Raw genomic sequence first — 17,812 nt, 5'->3', positions numbered from 1 at the left:
TTCTCTGTGATCGACGTTAAGACGTACTGACTGGAGGGTCAGGCGATCATCGTTTCTTAATGACGAGTCACAGTACGCGGCATCCCTGCCGCGAAAACAGCCTGATAACGGCACTCAGTCGCCTGATATCGACATCGAGACAGGCTGCTTAGCCGCATTGCAGAGCCTCGCTAACCACAGCCCACCTGGGACTACTGCCACCCTCCCCCCATCACCTTATACAAACTCACCCGATTACTCTGCTCTGCCAGGCGCAGGGTGATCAGGTCCTGCTGGGCGCTGTACAGCGAGCGCTGGGAGTCCAGGGCTTCGAGGTAGCTTTGCGAGCCGGCGCGGTAGAGCGCGTCGGACAGGTCGTAGCTCTTCTGGCTCGCCTCGGTCAGCGCTTGCTGGGCGGTGAGGCGCTGGTCCAGGGTGCTGCGCACGGCCAGGGCATCGGCGACTTCCTTGAACGCGGTTTGCAGGGTTTGCTGGTAGGTCTGCACCTGGATCTCTTTCTCGACTTTGGCGGCATCCAGGGTCGCGCGGTTACTGCCGGCATCGAAGATCGGCACGCTGATGCTCGGGGCGAAGGTCCAGGCGCCGCTGCCGGCCTTGAACAGGCTGGACAGTGACGAACTGGCGGAGCCCGCATTCGCGGTGAGGCTGATGCTGGGGAAAAACGCCGCACGGGCCGCGCCAATGTCAATATTCGCGGACTTGAGGCTGTGTTCCGCCGCGAGAACATCGGGGCGTCGCTGCAACAGGCTCGACGGCAGTTCGGCCGGCACCTGCACCAACGCCGCCGCCGATTGCAGGTGGGCGTCGGGCAGCAAGGCGTCTGGGATGTCGCTGCCAACCAGCAGGCGCAAGGCGTTGCGGTCCTGGAGAATCTGGCTCTGATACTCGGCCACATCGACCCGCGCCGACTCGACGGTGGTCTGCGCCTGGGCCACGGCCAACGCTGTCGAACCACCCAGGGCGTGGCTGCGCTGGGTCAATTCGTAGGTGGATTGCTGGCTGGCCAGGGTCTCCTCGGCCAGGTGTAGGTGCTGGTTGTCGGCGGCCAGGGTCAGCCAGGCGGTGGCCACTTCTGCCACCAGGCTGATTTGCGTACTGCGCCGGGTTTCGGTCAGCGCCAGGTAGTCTTCCAGCGCTTCGTCCTGCAGGTTCTGCACGCGGCCGAACACGTCGACTTCATAGCTGCTAAGCCCCAGTTGCGCACTGTAGTCGTGGCTGGTGACGGCCGTGCCGCTGCTGGACAGCGAACCCGGCGTGCGGCTATGGGTACCGCTGACACTGGCGTCGATGGTCGGGAACGCCGCGGCGCGCTGGATGCGGTATTGCGCCTGGGCCTTCTCGATATTCAGGCTGGCCAGACGCAGGTCGCGGTTATTGGCCAGGGCCAGGGTTTGCAGGTGTGCCAAGCGGCGGTCGGTAAAGAACTGCTGCCACTGGATGTCGGCCGGCACCTCACCCTGCACACCCGCTTGCCATTCGCCAGGCACCGGAGCCTCGGGCTGCTGATAGTGAGGCGCCAGGTTGATGCAGCCACTCAGGACCAATGCGGCCACTAATGGGCAGAGAAAGCGAATCATGCGTCACCTTTTTCGACAATGGGCGTCGTGCTGACACGGCCAAATCGGCGGCGGATCAACACAAAAAACAGCGGTACAAAGAAGATCCCCAGCACGGTGGCGCTGAACATGCCGCCCAGCACGCCGGTACCGATGGCCCGACGCCCGGCGGAACCTGCGCCACTGCTCACGGCCAGGGGCAGCACGCCGAACATGAAGGCCAGGGAGGTCATCAGGATCGGCCGCAAGCGCTGGCGCACGGCGATCAGCGTCGCCTCGCGCAGGCTGTTGCCCTGCTCTTGCAGGTGCTTGGCAAACTCAACGATCAGGATCGCGTTCTTCGCCGCCAGCCCTACGGTACTCAGCAGGCCGACCTGGAAGTACACGTCATTGCTCAACCCGGTCAATCGCGTGGCCAACACCGCGCCGACGATGCCCAGCGGCACTACCAGAATCACCGAGAATGGCACCGACCAACTCTCGTACAGTGCGGCCAGGCACAGGAACACAAACAGGATGGACACCGCATACAGCAAAGGCGCCTGAGACCCGGACAGACGCAACTGGTAGGACTGGCCGGTCCATTCGTAGCCGATGCCATCGGGCAGTTGCCGGGCAATCGCTTCCACCGCGTCCATCGCAGCGCCGGAACTCACGCCGGGCGCCGGGTCGCCGACCACTTCCAGGGAGGATGTGCCGTTGTAGCGCTCCAGCAAAGGCGAGCCATAGCTCCAGGCACTGCTGGCAAATGACGAAAACGGCACCATTTCATCGTTGCTGTTACGCACGAACCAGTGATCCAGATCCGCTGCTTGCATGCGGGTGCTGGCCTCGCCCTGCACGTAAACCTTCTTCACGCGGCCCTGGTTGAGGAAGTCGTTCACATACGTACCGCCCAACGCCGTGGACAAGGTGCTGTTGATGTCGCTGGTGCTCAGGCTCAAGGCCCCCGCCTTGCGGTCATCGATGCTGATTTTGAGTTGCGGTGCGTCGTCCAGGCCATTGCTGCGCACGCCCAGCAGGCGCGGGTCTTGCCTGGCCAGCGCGATAAACTGCTCGCGCGCCGCCACCAGCGCATCGTGGCCAAGACCGGCGAGGTCCTTGAGCTGCAAATCAAACCCTGAACTCTGGCCCAGGCCTCGCACGGCGGGCGGTTGCATCACGAACACATCGGCATCGCCAATGCTTGCCAGGGCCAACGTGGCGCGTTGGGCAATCGTGGCGGCATCGTCTGAGCGCTCACTCCAGTCTTTCAAGCGAATAAACGCACGCGCGGTGTTCTGGCTGTTGCCGCCCATACCCAAGCCGCTGATGCTGATCATCGCCTCGACTTCTGGCTGCTTGAGCATGTACTGCTCGAACTGGTGCAACACCGCCTGGGTACGGCTGTCGGTGGCCCCCACTGGCAGCTGGATTTGCGCCATGAGAATGCCCTGATCCTCATCCGGCAGAAACGAGGTGGGCAAGCTGGCGTAGCCCGCAGCCATGGCTGCGGCGATCAGCGCGTACACCACCAGGCTGGGCCGTGAGCGTTGCAGGACAGCGCCGACCAACGCTTCATACGCGCTGGAGCAACGCTCAAAAGAACGGTTGAACCAGCCGAAAAAACCCCGTTGAACTGCGTGCCCCGGCTTGAGCAACGTGGCGCACAGTGCCGGCGTGAGGGTCATCGCGACCACCACCGAAAGCACCATGGCCGAGACGATGGTCACCGAAAACTGCCGATAGATAATCCCGGTGGAACCCCCAAAAAACGCCATAGGAATAAACACCGCACTCAACACCAGGGCGATGCCGACCAGTGCACTGGTGATTTCATCCATCGATTGCCGCGTGGCCGCCAGGGCCGACAAGCCCTGCTCGGCCATCACCCGTTCGACGTTTTCCACCACCACGATCGCATCGTCGACCAGCAACCCAATGGCCAGGACCATGGCAAACATGGTCAGGGTATTGATCGAATACCCGAACAACGCCAACACACCCAACGTGCCCAGCAGGACCACCGGCACAGTGATCGCCGGGATCAGCGTGGCCCGCAGGTTTTGCAGGAACAGGAACATGATCAGCACCACCAGCACGATGGCCTCGCCCAGGGACTTGACCACTTCCTCAATGGACAGGCTCACAAAGGGCGTGGTGTCGTAGGCGATCACGTTCTTCAATTGCATTTCAGTGGGGTAAAACGGCGCCAGCTCCTTGAGCTTGGCCTTGACTGCCTCGCCCACGTCCAGCGCATTGGCGCCCGCCGCCAGTTGCACGCCCATGGCGGCGGCCGGCTTGCCATTGAGGGCCGAGTTGATGTCATAGCTCTCGCTGCCCAACTCTACGGTCGCCACGTCGCCGAGCAGCACTACCGCGCCGTCGCTGCTGGACTTGACCACCACATTGCGGAACGCTTCGGCCGTTTGCAGTTTGCTGCGCGCGCTGATGGTGGCATTGAGTTGCTGGCCCTTCACCGCCGGCAATGCGCCGAGCTGGCCGGCTGACACTTCGGTGTTTTGCGCCTCCAGCGCGGCGCTCACATCCGACGGCATCAGCGCGTATTTTTCCAGCAGCGCCGGGTTCAGCCAGATGCGCATGGCGTAGCCCGAACCGAGGGTCTGTACGTCCCCCACCCCATCGATACGGCTGATGGAATCGAGCAAGGTGCTGGAGATGTAGTCACCGATCTGGGTGCCGGTGACACTGGGATTATCCGAGGCCAGGGCGGCAATCATCAAAAAGTCCGAGCCGCCCTTGGTCACGGTCAGGCCTTCGCTCTGCACCGACTGCGGCAAGCGCGACTCGGCCTGTTGCAGCTTGTTCTGCACCTGCATCTGCGCCACATCCGGGTCGGTGCCGGCGCCAAAGGTCAGGCTGATACTGGCACTGCCCGCCGAACTGCTGGAGGCCGACATGTAGGTCAGGTTGTCCAGGCCTTTCATTTGCTGCTCGATGACCTGGGTCACCGAGTCCTCGACGGTCTTGGCCGAAGCGCCGGTGTAGGTGGCGGAAATACGCACGGTGGGCGGCGCGATGTCCGGGTACTGTTCCAGCGGCAACTGGCTGATGGATAACGCGCCGCCGAGCATGATCACAATGGCGATGACCCAGGCGAAAATCGGTCGATCAATAAAGAAACGTGCCATGTTCAACCCTCCTGCGCCAGGGCGCCGGCATCTGCGGCCTGGGTCTGGACCACGGCGCCGATGCGGACTTTTTGCCCACCCTCGACGATCACCTGGTCACCGGCCTTCAAACCGGCGGTGACCCACCACTGGTTGCCCACGGCGTGGTCAACGGTGAGCACGCGTTGCTCGACCTTGCCGTCAACCACCAGCAACACCGAGGTCACGCCGCTGGCGTTGCGGCTCACGGCTTTTTGCGGGACCAGGATCGCCTGGTCATCGCGGGCCTGCTCTAACACGCCGCGCACGTACATGCCGGGCATCAGCAAATGCTCCGGGTTGTCGAACACTGCACGCAAGGTCACGGTGCCGGTGCCCTGGTTGACGCTCACCCCGCTGAACTTGAGACGGCCGTCGTGGTTGTAGGCGCTGCCGTCATCCAGCTTGAGGCTGATGCGGGCCTCGCCGTCTCCATTGGCCTGCAATACGCCACGGGCCAGGTCGCGCTTGAGGGCGAGCAACTCAGTGGTGGACTGGGTCACATCCACATAGATCGGGTCGAGTTGCTGCACGGTGGTCAGCGCGGTGTCCTGGTTGGCCACCACCAATGCACCGGGGGTGACCGTGGAGGTCTCAATGCGCCCGGCCACCGGCGAGCTGATGCGGGTGTAGGCCAGGTTGATGCGAGCGGTGTCGAGGTCGGCCTGGGCCACTTGAACATCAGCGGCGGCGGTCAGCAGGGTGGCCTGTGAGTCCTCGTTGGTTTGCTGGCTGATGGCGTCGATCTTCACCAACTGGGCATTACGCGCGGCGGTGGCCTGAGCCGACTTCAAGGTGGCGCGCGCCTTGGCCAGGCTCGCCTGCGCCTCAGCCAGCGCCGCCTTGTACGGTGCCGCATCCAGTTGGTACAGCGCCTGCCCGGCTTTCACCTCGGCGCCTTCGACAAACAGGCGCTGTTGCACGATACCGCCGACCTGCGGGCGAATCTCGGCGACCATAAAAGCCTGGGTACGCCCGGCCAGTTCAGTGGTTCGCACCTGGCTCTTGGGTTGCACGGTGATCACCGAGACTTTGGGGGTGGCGACGTCGGGCGCGGGGTCGCCAGCCGAGCAGCCGCCGAGCAGCACCAGAATGATGAAGGACATGAGAACCGCGGCGGTTACCAGGTATTTGGCGAAAAATTTAGTCGACATAGTTGCCTCTGCAAGACGGGGTGGTGCAAGCCTCACCCTCATGCTGAAAGGCAAATGTGCAGGAAAATTGAAGATTGCCGGCCTGGGTTGAATCTTTCGTCCGTGGGGGCCTAAATGGACGCGTCCCTTTGGTTACGGCCCCCATTCATGAAGTTGAGTATCTCCACCAAGTTGTTTGTCGCGGTGCTGGCCGGTGTGTTGCTGGTCATCCTGAGCATGGGCCTGGCCACCAGTTGGAGTTTTGGTCGCGGGTTCCTGGGCTTTATCAATGAGCAGGCAATGGAGCGCATGGCCCAGGTGGTGCCGCGCCTGGCCACGGCTTACCAACGTGAGGGCAACTGGGACTTTCTGCGCAATCGGCCGGATCGCTGGTTTGACGTCATGCGGCCTGACCCGGATGCCGCGCGTGCGTCGGATGATTTCCGCCCGCCGCTGGCGTCGGACTTGACCGGTGCACTGTTTCGCATCGCCCTCCTCGATAAAGACAAGAAACGCGTCACCGGCTACCCGGCCATTGGCGAGGATGCGCTGATACAGCCCGTGGTGGTGAACAGCGAAACCGTCGGCTGGCTGGCCGTCACGCCGTTCCAGAGCGTGACCGAAGCCGGTGGCGAACGCTTCCAGCAGTACCAACTGCGCACCAGCCTGGTGATGGGCGTGTTCTCGTTGCTGCTGGCGATGCTGATAGCCTGGTGGATCGCCCGCACGCTGCTGGAGCCGGTCAAGCGCGTGGCCGCCGCCACCCACCGTCTGGCCAGCGGCGATTACGGCAGCCGCGTGGCCGTGGCCTCCGACGACGAAGTCGGCCAATTGTCCCGCGACTTCAACCAATTGGCCTACACCCTGGAGCGCAACGAAAAAATGCGCCGGGAGTTCATGGCTGATGTCTCCCACGAACTGCGCACGCCGCTGTCGGTGCTGCGCGGCGAACTGGAGGCGATCGAGGACGGTGTGCGCAGCCTTGACCAAAGCTCAATGAAGTCGCTGCAAGGCGAAGTCAGCATGCTCAGCAAGCTGGTGGATGACCTGTATGAACTGTCGCTGGCGGACGTGGGCGCCCTGACCTACCGCAAGGCCCCATGTCGGCTGAACGATTTGCTCGAAAACAGCCTGGCGATGTACCGGGAGCGCTTCACGGCCCGCCAGTTGCAGATCGACCTGGAGCTGCCGCGCCAGCCCGTGGAGCTGCTGGCGGATGCCAGTCGCTTGCAGCAATTGTTTTCCAACCTGCTGGAAAATGCCGTGCGCTACACCGACGTCAACGGCACGTTGCGCATCAGTGTCGGTGTCGACCGCGACACGGTGCGTATCGACTTTCTCGACTCCGGGCCGGGCGTGTCCGCCAGCCAGCTGCCACGCTTGTTCGAGCGGTTCTACCGCGGCGAGTCATCGCGCAACCGCGAGCATGGCGGCGCGGGCCTGGGCCTGGCAATCTGCCGTAGCATCGCCAACGCCCACGATGGCAGCCTGGTTGCCGACCACTCGCCCTACGGCGGCCTGTGGCTGATCCTGCGCCTGCCCCGGAGCCTGTGAACCATGAACGATGAACAGCCGATCCTGATCGTCGAAGACGAACCCAAGCTCGCGGCCCTGATGCGGGACTACCTCGAGGCGGCCGGCTACACCACCCTGTGCCTGGACAATGGCCTGCACGTGGTGCCCGCCGTGCGCGCCCACGAACCCAAATTGGTCCTGCTCGACTTGATGCTGCCCGGCCGTGACGGCATGCAGCTGTGCCAGGACCTGCGTGGTTTCAGCGCGGTGCCGATCATCATGATCACCGCCCGCGTCGAAGAAGTGGACCGCCTGCTTGGCCTGGAACTCGGCGCCGACGATTACATCTGCAAGCCCTTCAGCCCCCGCGAAGTGGTGGCCCGGGTCAAGGCCATCCTGCGCCGCAGCCCGCAGTTGCTGGACACCAGCGCGCCACGCCTGCTGATCGACGAGGCCCGCTACCAGGCCTCGCTGGACGGCATCACGCTGGACCTCACGCCTCTGGAGTTGCGCCTGCTCAACACCTTTGCCCGCGCCGCCGGCCGCGTATTTTCCCGCGACCAATTACTGGATCACATCTACTCCGACCACCGCGTGGTGACCGACCGCACGGTGGACAGCCATATCCGCAATCTGCGGCGCAAGCTGGAACAGGTGTGCCCGGGGGAAACGCCGATTGAGTCGTTGTATGGGGTTGGGTATCGGTTTCAGTTGGCTGAAAAGCAGCCACATGCCTGAAAACACCCCCTCCCACATTGGATTCTTCGGTATTGGAGGATTGGGGTTACATCGGCGTGCTGCCGATTACCCGCAGCGCCAACCCCTCGTACGCATCCAGGGTAATGGTGAACTCACCCTCTGCAGTCAGGTCCCCTTCTACCCGTTCGTTGATGATGTCCACCACCATCCCCGCCGCGATGTCCGGCAGGTGCAGGGTTTCGGTGATCGGCGTGGCGCCGAAGTTCAGCGCGGTGATTTGCGTGCCTTTGTTGGCCGGCAGTTCGTGGACCATGATCAACAGCCCAGGGTTCTGTACGTCTGGCACCAGTATCTGGCGGCTGGCGGCGATGTCGTAGGCACGGCGCACGGCGAGGATTTTTTGCAGTTGCGAGGCAAACGATTCCGGGTCCTGCAACTGACTGTTGAGGCTGCCGTAGAGGCTTTTCGAACGCGGCATCTGGCCGGCCGACAATTCTGCGTCCGGGTTCAGGTCCACCAGGTCGTAGGCGCCGCGATGAATCCAGCGGGTGTCGCCATCCTGCATCAAGTGCGCGACTTCCTCGGCGGCCAACGGCAGCGCGCCTACCAGGTCCCAGCCGGACAAGGCGAACACCCCCGGCTGCATGGCGTTGTACATCACCAGCAGCAAGTGGATCTGGCGAATCTGTTGAATGTCCGCAGCACTGATCGCCTCCAGGTCGCGAATGCCCAGCGCCGCCGTGATGATGCTGGCGGTGGTGCAGGACACCCCATTGGTGACGAACTTAAGGTTATACGGCGCGTGCTCGCCGGCCAGGCGCTCGTACATCTGCTCGCGGATATGCTCGCGCAGGATATTGCCGGGGAACGTCTGGCCCTGATACAGGAAGGTGTCGTGGGCATGCAGCGTCCAGAAGTGCACCAGCTCCAGGGTCAGCTCATCGTGGTTCTGCAACGCATGGATCAGCGAGCCGGGGTCGATGCCCTGGCGATGCATTTCGCGCAGCATCAGGCGCAGGAATTCGGCGTCGCCCATCAACAGCGCGTGCTGGTACGCCGGGCGGGTGATGAAGTCATAGGACAGGTCGGCACCGCCATGGGACATCGACGCAATGTCATCCACCGTGAGGTTCAACTCCTGGAAGCTGAAACCGCCCGCTTTGCGAATCGCCCCGCCCAGCAACTGGTTACCGGTAATCGACAGCGGATGGCTCTCGGACCAGGCCGTGCCATCGAGGGTGCGTTCCACGCCGAGGAAACCATTGGCGTCCAGGCGCAGGATTTTCGCGCCCATCACGTCAATGGCGTGCAAGGCGTCGCCGATGATCATCTGCTGCGCGGCGAAGGTCGGGTCGAGCCAGTTCAGCGAGGGCTGGCCTTCCTTGAAGTAGTGCAGGTACACCCAGCGACGCGGCTTGCCATCCACGCCGATGACCACGGGCGTGGTGCTCCAGTCCGTTTCCTTGACGCCGGGCTCGAAGAAAATCACCCGCTGCAACTGGCCGACAATATAGTGCTTGTCGCGCAGGGCATCGACTTGCAGCGGGCTGAGGTTCTGCGCGTCGCGGCCCTCAGCTACATCGGGCAGCAACGGCCAGTCTTCCTCGCGGATCTCCACCATGTGGTAAAGGCCGGGGTAATCCTCGTAGGCCATCTCCGCCAGGCGAAAGTCCGCGCCCTTGCCGGTGTGGGACGGAATCACGTCGTCGATGATCACCGCGTTGTGCGCCGCCGCCATGCGCGTCAACGCCTGCAACTGCGCCTCGGTGCCCAACTGCGGGTCGATCTCGAAGCTGATGCGGTCGAAATTGCCGTCAATGGTTGGCGTGTGCTGGTTGCCGGTGAGGCCACCGGATTTTTTCAGCGGGCCGTTATGAATGCCCTGGATGCCGATCTTCGACAGCGCGTGCCACAGCGTCTCGTCCCCCAGCGCCTCCAGCACGGTACCGCCCTCGCGCGTCACAATCGACGCCGGGTAGGCGGTAAACCACACCGACGACAAAGCCGAAGCATCACGCGGCCGGGTCTGCGCATACGGCTGTTGCCACAACCGGCCCTGGCCCGAATAGAGCTTGGCGCGCTGGCGTGCTGCGTGCAGCATCGATTGTTCCACCAGCCAGTTCACATGGTTGTTTTCAGCCGCGGTCATAAGCTTGGTACCTGTCGTCGTTAAACATTACTCGTGAACATATGAGGGTTCGGCGGGCCATTCGTTGCATTGCAATGTAGCTTGCCTGAACCGGGGGCTCGGGCGTTCAGCAGGTTTCCCGATACTGCCTCGGCGTAAACCCCGTCGATGCCTTGAACTGCCGCGTGAAAGCGCTGTGGTCGGTATAGCCGCACTGCAGCGCGACTTCGGTAATCGGCATGTCGCTGTGCAATAACCGATGGGCGTGTTCCAAGCGTACTTTCTGGATCATCTGCCGGGGTGTCAGGTGGAACACGCGTTTGCAGTAGCGCTCCAGTTGCGCCACGGAAATCCCGGCGATGCGCGTCAGTTCGCCGAGGGTGACGCGGCGGTTGAAGTGCCTGCGGATGTGCTCGTCCACGGCGGCCAGGCGTTGGTAGGCCGGGTGGGTTTGGCTGGCCGATTGCAGGTCGACCGAGATGCCGGCCAGGCCGATGATGCGGCCTTCGTGGTTGTACAGCGGCCATTTGTGGGTGAGGCACCAGCCGGGTTCGCGGCTGCCGTAGAGGTGCAGTTCGAGTTGGTCCTCCAACACAAAGCCCTGCTCCAGCACGCGCCGATCCTGCTCGGTGTAGCCCGGCCCCAATTGTGCGGGAAAGACGTCGGCGCTGGTCTTGCCCAGCAACGGTTGCAACTGCTTGAGGCCGCAGCGCTGCACCAGGGTGCGGTTGGCGAGGACGTAACGGGCGTCCAGGTCCTTGATGAAGATGGCGGCATTGGGGATCACATCCAGCATCGGCAGCAGCTGCGCCACACCGGCCAATAGCTGCTCGATGCTGTGGGGAGGGCTTGCCCCGTGCCCTTGGCAAAGGCTCGCAAACGCGCTTTGAAGCATGAGTGTCACTCCCCGTTTTCACCTCGATGGCAAGCAGATTGCCCCATGCCCGGGGTGCTGTCGAGCAGGGCGGACTGTGCTGAATTCGTCATCGATGCCAGCAAAAAACATCAATCGCCGCCGCGCTTGCGCGTTCACGATAGGGCCACTGCATGCCTATCCATACACTCACAAGAAGGCCCCCCCACAGCCTTCATAGAGGGAGCGCGTTATGAAGCGACTGCATGTGATCGACTCCCACACCGGCGGCGAACCCACGCGCCTGGTGATGACCGGCTTCCCCGCGCTCAAGGGCGCGAGCATTGCCGACCAGTTGGAAAACCTGCGCACCGAGCACGACCCGTGGCGCCGCGCCTGCCTGCTGGAACCCCGTGGCAATGACGTCCTGGTCGGCGCGCTCTACTGCGCGCCCGTCACCCCAGGCGCCACCTGCGGGGTGATCTTCTTCAACAACGCCGGTTACCTGGGCATGTGCGGCCACGGCACCATCGGCCTGGTGGCGTCTTTGCACCACTTGGGGCGCATCCAGCCGGGCGTGCACACCCTCGACACCCCGGTGGGGCCGGTGGCCGCGACCTTGCACGACGACGGCGCCGTGACCCTGCGCAACGTGCCTGCCTATCGCTATCGCCAGCAGGTGACGGTGGATGTACCGGGCCACGGCGCAGTCCAGGGCGATATTGCCTGGGGCGGCAACTGGTTCTTCCTGGTGTCCGAGCACGGCATGACGCTGGAGATGGACAACGTCGACGCCCTCACCGACTACACCTGGGCGATGCTCAAGGCCCTCGAGGCGCAGGGTATCCACGGCGCAGACGGTGCCCTGATCGACCATATCGAACTGTTCGCCGACGATGCCCACGCCGACAGCCGCAACTTCGTCATGTGCCCCGGCAAAGCCTACGACCGCTCACCCTGCGGCACCGGCACCAGCGCCAAGCTGGCGTGCCTGGCCGCCGATGGAAAACTCGGCCCCGGCGAAACCTGGGTACAGGCCAGCATCACCGGCAGCCGCTTCGAAGGCCGTTATGAATGGGACGGCCAATGTGTCATCCCCTTCATCACCGGCCGCGCCTACATGACCGCCGACAGCACCTTGCTGATCGACGAGCAGGACCCGTTTGCCTGGGGCATCTGAGCCCATCCCTTTTGATTGAACGCTGCAAGGAGCTAGGACAATGAGCGATAACGTCTTCACCGGTTGCATCCCCGCGCTGATGACCCCGTGTACCGCCGCGCGCAAGCCGGACTTCGACGCGCTGGTCGCCAAGGGCCGCGAGCTGATAGATATCGGCATGAGCGCCGTGGTGTACTGCGGTTCCATGGGCGACTGGCCGTTGCTCACCGAAGCCGAACGCCAGGAAGGCGTGGCGCGCCTGGTGGCGGCCGGCGTGCCGACCATTGTCGGTACCGGTGCGGTGAACAGCCGCGAGGCGGTGGCCCACGCCGCCCACGCGGCCAAGGTCGGCGCCCATGGCTTGATGGTGATCCCACGCGTGCTGTCCCGTGGTGCTTCGGTCACCGCGCAAAAGGCGCATTTCTCGGCGATCCTCAAGGCCGCGCCCAACCTGCCGGCGGTGATCTACAACAGCCCCTACTACGGCTTTGCCACCCGCGCGGAGTTGTTCTTCGAACTGCGCCGCGAACACCCGAACCTGATCGGCTTCAAGGAGTTCGGTGGCGCTGCCGACCTGCGCTACGCCGCCGAGCACATCACCTCCCAGGACGACAGCGTGAGCCTGATGGTCGGCGTCGATACTCAGGTGGTGCACGGTTTCGTCAACTGCAACGCCACGGGCGCGATCACCGGCGTCGGCAATGCCTTGCCCCGCGAAGTGCTGCACCTGGTGGCCCTGAGCAAGCAAGCCGCCAAGGGCGATGCTAAGGCCCGGCGCCTGGCGCGGGAACTGGAAGCGGCGCTGGCGGTGCTGTCGTCCTTCGATGAAGGCTGCGACCTGGTGCTGTATTACAAGCACCTGATGGTGCTCAACGGCGACCAGGGCTACGCCCTGCACTTCAACGAGACCGACGTGCTCAGCGATGCCCAGCGGCGTTACGCAGAAACCCAGTACGCGCTGTTTCGCCAGTGGTATGCCAACTGGTCGAGAGAGGCGTAGCTGATGCACGACCCTGACCCTGCAGATATCGCCGTAATCGGAGCCGGCATCATTGGCGTTGCCTGCGCCCTGCAGCTGGCGCGCCTGGGGCGGAAAGTGCTGGTGATCGACCAGCAGGCACCCGGCATGGGCGCCTCCTACGGCAATGCCGGGCACCTGGCGACCGAACAGGTGTTCCCGATCGCCGACCTGTCGATCCTCAAGCGCTTGCCCGCCATGCTCATGGACCCCATGGGCCCGCTGCGCCTGGACTGGAAATACCTGCCGCGCGCCCTGCCCTGGTTCATCCGCCTGCTGCTGAACCTGCGCCCGGCGAGTTACCAGCGCACGGTGGAGGGTATTCGCGCGCTCAATGAAGCGAGCCTCGGCGCCTGGCAGCGTTTGCTGGCAAGCATCCAGCGCGGGCACCTGTTGCGTGAAGACGGCTCGCTGCTGGTGTTCGAACATACAAACTCCCGCACCGCCATTGATGAGCTGCAACGCCGCATGCAGGCGCAAAACGTGCCGGTGGATTTCTGGTCGGGGGATGCCATACGCGAGGTTGCCCCGCAATTGAGCGCGCAGATCCAGGGCGGCCTGTTTTTCCCGGGTACAGGGCACTTCCTCGACCCTTACCGGTTGGTCTGCGAATTGGTGGATGCGGCCAAGGCCAAGGGCGTGCAGTTCCTCCAACACCAGGTGCTGGATGCACGGGTTGAAGGCGACAGCGTCAGCGTGAGTACCGATCAAGGCACCTTTGCCGCCCGCCAGGTCCTGATCGCCTGTGGCGCCCACTCGGCCAGACTCACCGCCGCCCTGACCGGCAAAAAAGTCCCGCTGGACACCGAACGGGGCTATCACCTGATGCTGCCCCATGAACAGCAACGCCTGCCGTTTGCCGTCACGTCCCTGGAACGCAAGTTCATCATGACGCCGATGGCAGGCGGCCTGCGCCTGGCCGGCACGGTGGAATTCGCCGGCCTCGACCGCCCACCGAACATGGCACGCGCGTGGCAGTTGCATCGGTTGAGCCAGGGACTGTTTCGTGAGGACCTGAGTGCAGAGGATGCGACACCGTGGATGGGTTTCAGACCGTCGCTGCCGGATTCGCTGCCGATTATTGATCGGGTGTGTGACGGGAAGGTGCTACTTGCGTTCGGGCATCAGCATTTGGGGCTGACGCAGGCGGCGGTGACGGCGGAGATGGTGGGGCAATTGGCGTCGGGGGCGCCTGCGCTTTCAGGGTTGCCGGCGCTAGGGCCGTATCGACTGGGGAGGTTTTGAGAAGAACCGCCACGTCCAAGCACTGCAACTTGCACAAGCTATTTCAAACGCGTGCTTTTTGTGGTGAGCTCGACAACTCCCACATTTGATCTTCATGGTTTTGCAGACGGTGCTCGCTTCACTGAACGAGACTACCGGTCGAAGCTGCCAACAGGGCATCCGCCATGCCTTGGATTTCCTCGCGCATCCACAGCTTTTCCAACCAGCCGCCAGGAATCGCTTGGGCGCCATAATACGCACCGGCCAGTTGGCCGACGATGGCTGCGGTGGTGTCGGCGTCATCGCCCAAATTGGCCGCCATCAGCACTGCCGCCGCAAAGCTGTCGGTATGGTGGAAGCACCAGAGTGCGGCTTCAAGGGACGCCACGGCGTAGCCGGTGCCGACGATGTCGTCACGGGACTTCTCCAGGTAATTGCCCTGCGCAAGTGCGGCGACTTTGGCGGTCGCGAGGTCCATCTGCGCCAACTGCAAGACCTGATCCTTTGAACCCCCCTCAAGCGCATTGCTGATTGCCTGGGCCAGCACCAGGCAGCACTCGATTGCTTCCTGAGCAGCGTGGGTGGTGCGCGAGCTTTCGGCGGCGTAATGGCGGATACGTTGAAGGTCCGGAAAGTAAAACAACACCACCGGTGCAAGGCGCATCATCGAACCATTGCCGGCGGAATACGGATCCGTAGAACCTGAAAAGGGGTTTGCACTGTCTTGATACGCTGTGAGCGCTTTGCTAACGGTCAGGCCGATATCGAAGCAGTCGCCGGTGGAGCTCAAATAGCCCCATTTCCACCAATTCAGATAGCGGCCCATCTGATCTGCCGCGTCAAACCCCTCTTTGCGCAGCAGACTTTCGGCCAGGCACAGCGCCATTGAGGTGTCGTCTGTCCACTGGCCAGGCTTGAGGTTGAATGGCCCTCCTCCCACCATATCGGTGAGCGGTGTAAAGGTGCCACGGGGCATGAACTCGACCGTGGTACCGACTGCATCGCCGCAGGCCAAGCCCAGCAAACTGCCGCGATAACGATCCAAACGTGTAAGAGACATGGGTCCTCCTTGAAAAATCATGCCAGCGTGCATAGAGCGGCAGCCACTTTACTTGACCAACCGCTTCTCCTTGGAGGGGCGATATCCGAAATACGAGCTGTAGCACTTGCTGAAATGGCTCGGCGAGACAAACCCGCACGCCACCAGCACCTCCACCTGTGACAGTTCGGTGTGCTGCAACAGCCGGCGTGCTTCGGTGACGCGCAGCTCCATGTAGTAGCGCTGCGGCGTGGTGCCCAGTTGTTCCTTGAACAGGCGCTCCAGTTGGCGGCGCGAGCGGCCGGCATAGACAGCGAGTTGGTCGAGTTCCAGCGGCTCTTCGAGGTTGGCGTCCATCAGCTTGACCACTTCGCGCAGGGGCGCGCTGACGCTGACGTTTTCGGTGGGTTTGATCCGCCGATAACGCGATTCTTCGAAGGCCAGGATGTCTTCGATCCCTTCGACCAGGGCTTTGTCATGTAAGCTTTTGATCCAGTCCAGGGCCATGTGGAAGGCGCCGGAGGGGCTCGACGCGGTGAGGCGGTCGCGATCGATCACGTAGGGTTCGCTGGTGACGTGGGTGGCCTTGGACACTTCCGCCAGGGCCGGGCGGTGTTCGGGGTGGATGGCACAGCGGTAGCCTTGCAGCAGGCCGGCGCGGCCGAGGAACCATGCGCCGTTCCACAACCCTGCGAGGCTCACGCCCTGCTCGGCGGCCGTGCGCAGCAGCTGGATCAAGGGGTCGCCAGCCTTGAGTTCGGTGCGAAAGCCGCCGCAGATCACCAGCAGATCCAAGCCTTGCAGCGCCGGGGCATCGAGACGCGCATCCGGGCGGATCACCAGGCCCAGGTCGCTGATGACTTCCCCGTCATCACAACCGTAGGTGCGCGAAGCGAACAGGTCAGGACGCAGCAGGTTGGCGGTGACCACGGTGTCGAGGGTCTGGGTGAAGGCAGGCAGGGAGAAGTGTTCGAGCAGCAGGAAGCCGACGCGGGTGACCGATGCCGGCTGGGAGGTTTCGTTGAGGTAGCGCAGGTTCTTGCCTTTCATGCCACCGCTGAACTGACGTCTTTCCATCGAGGGTTGGCCCAGTTTTATTGTTGATGCAATGGGCGCCATCTTAGGGGGAAAAGCCGTGGTTGTCCCAGGCACTGATCTTGAAAAAATCGCAGCCCCCCAAAGCCCGTCGCAGAACAGTCGCAAGCGCATCTGATACGGTTTTTTCTTTGCTATCTGCGCCTGTATTGAAATGCCGCCTGGGCGGACAATAGCCCACATCCCCACCCCCTTCCCTTCGGAGGCCGTATGACCAAGATGGCGATTTTCCTGTTCGGTTTTTTAGTGCTGACCATCGGCATCGGCCTGCTGGCGACCATCTCGCCGGTCTGACGCCTAGCCGGCAAACAACATCGGGTACAGCGACAGCACCAACAGCCCGGCCATTGACCAATTGAACAGCCTCAACCAGCGCGGCTCGCGCAGCACATTACGCAAGCCGCTGCCACATCCGACCCACACGCACACGCTGGGCAGGTTGACCACGGCAAAGACCAGCGCAATCACCAGCACGTTGGTGACATAGCCCTCAGCGGGCGTATAGGTGGTAATGGCCCCCAGCGCCATGATCCACGCCTTGGGGTTCACCCACTGAAACGCCGCCGCGCCGAGGAAGGTCATGGGCTTGCCGTGTTCATCACTACTATCGGACAGGCCGCCCGCCGTGGCGATCTTCCAGGCCAGGTACAGCAAGTACGCCGCGCCCACGTAGCGCAACACCGTGTAGGCCCACGGGAACACCTTGAACACTTCGCCCAGGCCCAGGCCGACCGAAATCACCAACAGCATGAAGCCGATACTGATCCCCAGCGCATGGGGCATCGAGCGGCGAAACCCGAAGTTCACCCCCGAAGCGAGCAACATGGTGTTATTCGGACCCGGGGTGATCGAGGACACGAAGGCGAACAGCACAAAGGCTGAGAGCAGGCTGGTAGACATGACCATGGTGCGGCATCCGAGCGGTGTGATATGCCTGTGACAGTAGTGGGTTATGCCCCTCGGCGCCCCGTACAGCCAGGCACGGATCGAGGCATACACTTCAGGCGCAAATAATTCAGGCGCTTTCACAAACCTTTCACAGACGCCCCCTTATGGTGAATCCAGCTCCTAATGAACATCCCTTTTAGCCCGTGCTCCCCATCGCGGGCTTTTCTTTGCCTGGGATTTAAGCCGGGCAAAAAAAGAGGCAGGCCATTGTTCATGGCCTGCCTCTCGTTGACTAACTATTAACGCGGACCGCCCCCAGGGCCGCCGCCTTGACCATGCCCCCCACCGCCATGGCC

13 protein-coding genes are annotated in these 17,812 nt (G+C 62.9%); 5 read left to right on the top strand and 8 right to left on the bottom strand.

Annotated elements, in window-relative coordinates:
* Nucleotides 1-191: 191 nt before the first annotated feature.
* The 3 genes from HCF10_RS20470 to HCF10_RS20460 are packed head-to-tail and all read right to left on the bottom strand — an operon-like array spanning nt 192 to nt 5,859.
* A complete protein-coding gene (locus HCF10_RS20470) occupies nt 192-1,577 on the bottom strand; it encodes an efflux transporter outer membrane subunit (RefSeq protein WP_167656274.1) in 1,386 nt (461 codons plus the stop codon).
* Nucleotides 1,574-4,687: an efflux RND transporter permease subunit gene (locus HCF10_RS20465; protein ID WP_167656273.1), complete on the bottom strand. Its 3,114-nt coding sequence runs from the start codon at nt 4,685-4,687 to the stop codon at nt 1,574-1,576. Before HCF10_RS20465 ends, HCF10_RS20470 begins: the two co-directional genes overlap by 4 nt.
* A gap of 2 nt (nt 4,688-4,689) precedes the next feature.
* Nucleotides 4,690-5,859 (bottom strand): efflux RND transporter periplasmic adaptor subunit, encoded by a 1,170-nt coding sequence (locus HCF10_RS20460; RefSeq protein WP_167656272.1) that lies wholly within the window; start codon nt 5,857-5,859, stop codon nt 4,690-4,692.
* Nucleotides 5,860-6,006: 147 nt separating this feature from the next.
* Between HCF10_RS20460 and baeS the strand changes: the two genes are divergently transcribed.
* Nucleotides 6,007-7,392: a sensor histidine kinase efflux regulator BaeS gene (gene baeS / locus HCF10_RS20455; RefSeq protein ID WP_131696175.1), complete on the top strand. Its 1,386-nt coding sequence runs from the start codon at nt 6,007-6,009 to the stop codon at nt 7,390-7,392.
* Nucleotides 7,393-7,395: 3 nt separating this feature from the next.
* Entirely contained in the window at nt 7,396-8,091 is a 696-nt protein-coding gene (locus HCF10_RS20450) for a response regulator (protein WP_131696174.1), read from the top strand.
* A gap of 46 nt (nt 8,092-8,137) precedes the next feature.
* Here HCF10_RS20450 and treS read toward each other — a convergent pair whose 3' ends face one another.
* On the bottom strand, nt 8,138-10,201 hold the full coding sequence (gene treS, locus HCF10_RS20445; RefSeq protein WP_145337768.1) for a maltose alpha-D-glucosyltransferase: 2,064 nt from the start codon (nt 10,199-10,201) through the stop codon (nt 8,138-8,140).
* A gap of 106 nt (nt 10,202-10,307) precedes the next feature.
* The gene (locus HCF10_RS20440) at nt 10,308-11,075 is read right to left on the bottom strand and encodes an AraC family transcriptional regulator (RefSeq protein ID WP_167656271.1); all 768 of its coding nucleotides are present in this window, start codon (nt 11,073-11,075) and stop codon (nt 10,308-10,310) included.
* A gap of 211 nt (nt 11,076-11,286) precedes the next feature.
* On the opposite strand from HCF10_RS20440, the gene HCF10_RS20435 reads away from it, so the two are divergent.
* Genes HCF10_RS20435 through HCF10_RS20425 form a run of 3 tightly spaced genes read left to right on the top strand, consistent with a single transcriptional unit; the run spans nt 11,287 to nt 14,455 of the window.
* Nucleotides 11,287-12,213 carry a 4-hydroxyproline epimerase gene (locus tag HCF10_RS20435; RefSeq protein WP_131696171.1) on the top strand — a complete coding sequence of 309 codons (927 nt, stop codon included), beginning with the start codon at nt 11,287-11,289 and terminating at the stop codon, nt 12,211-12,213.
* A gap of 40 nt (nt 12,214-12,253) precedes the next feature.
* The gene (locus tag HCF10_RS20430; protein WP_167656270.1) at nt 12,254-13,192 is read left to right on the top strand and encodes a dihydrodipicolinate synthase family protein; all 939 of its coding nucleotides are present in this window, start codon (nt 12,254-12,256) and stop codon (nt 13,190-13,192) included.
* Nucleotides 13,193-13,195: 3 nt separating this feature from the next.
* Entirely contained in the window at nt 13,196-14,455 is a 1,260-nt protein-coding gene (locus HCF10_RS20425) for an FAD-dependent oxidoreductase (RefSeq protein ID WP_167656269.1), read from the top strand.
* A 118-nt stretch (nt 14,456-14,573) separates the two neighbouring features.
* On the opposite strand, the gene HCF10_RS20420 is transcribed toward HCF10_RS20425, so the two are convergent.
* The 3 genes from HCF10_RS20420 to HCF10_RS20410 form a co-directional block, all read right to left on the bottom strand.
* Nucleotides 14,574-15,494: an ADP-ribosylglycohydrolase family protein gene (locus HCF10_RS20420; RefSeq protein ID WP_167656268.1), complete on the bottom strand. Its 921-nt coding sequence runs from the start codon at nt 15,492-15,494 to the stop codon at nt 14,574-14,576.
* 48 nt (nt 15,495-15,542) lie between these two features.
* Nucleotides 15,543-16,550: a GlxA family transcriptional regulator gene (locus HCF10_RS20415; RefSeq protein ID WP_131696167.1), complete on the bottom strand. Its 1,008-nt coding sequence runs from the start codon at nt 16,548-16,550 to the stop codon at nt 15,543-15,545.
* Between the two features lie 315 nt (nt 16,551-16,865).
* Nucleotides 16,866-17,474: a LysE family translocator gene (locus tag HCF10_RS20410; RefSeq protein WP_131696166.1), complete on the bottom strand. Its 609-nt coding sequence runs from the start codon at nt 17,472-17,474 to the stop codon at nt 16,866-16,868.
* Nucleotides 17,475-17,812 lie beyond the last annotated feature (338 nt).

The organism is Pseudomonas sp. B14(2022) (genome assembly GCF_012030485.1).
In the GTDB taxonomy this organism is placed as follows: Bacteria; Pseudomonadota; Gammaproteobacteria; order Pseudomonadales; family Pseudomonadaceae; genus Aquipseudomonas.
This window is presented reverse-complemented; position numbering and strand designations above follow the sequence as displayed.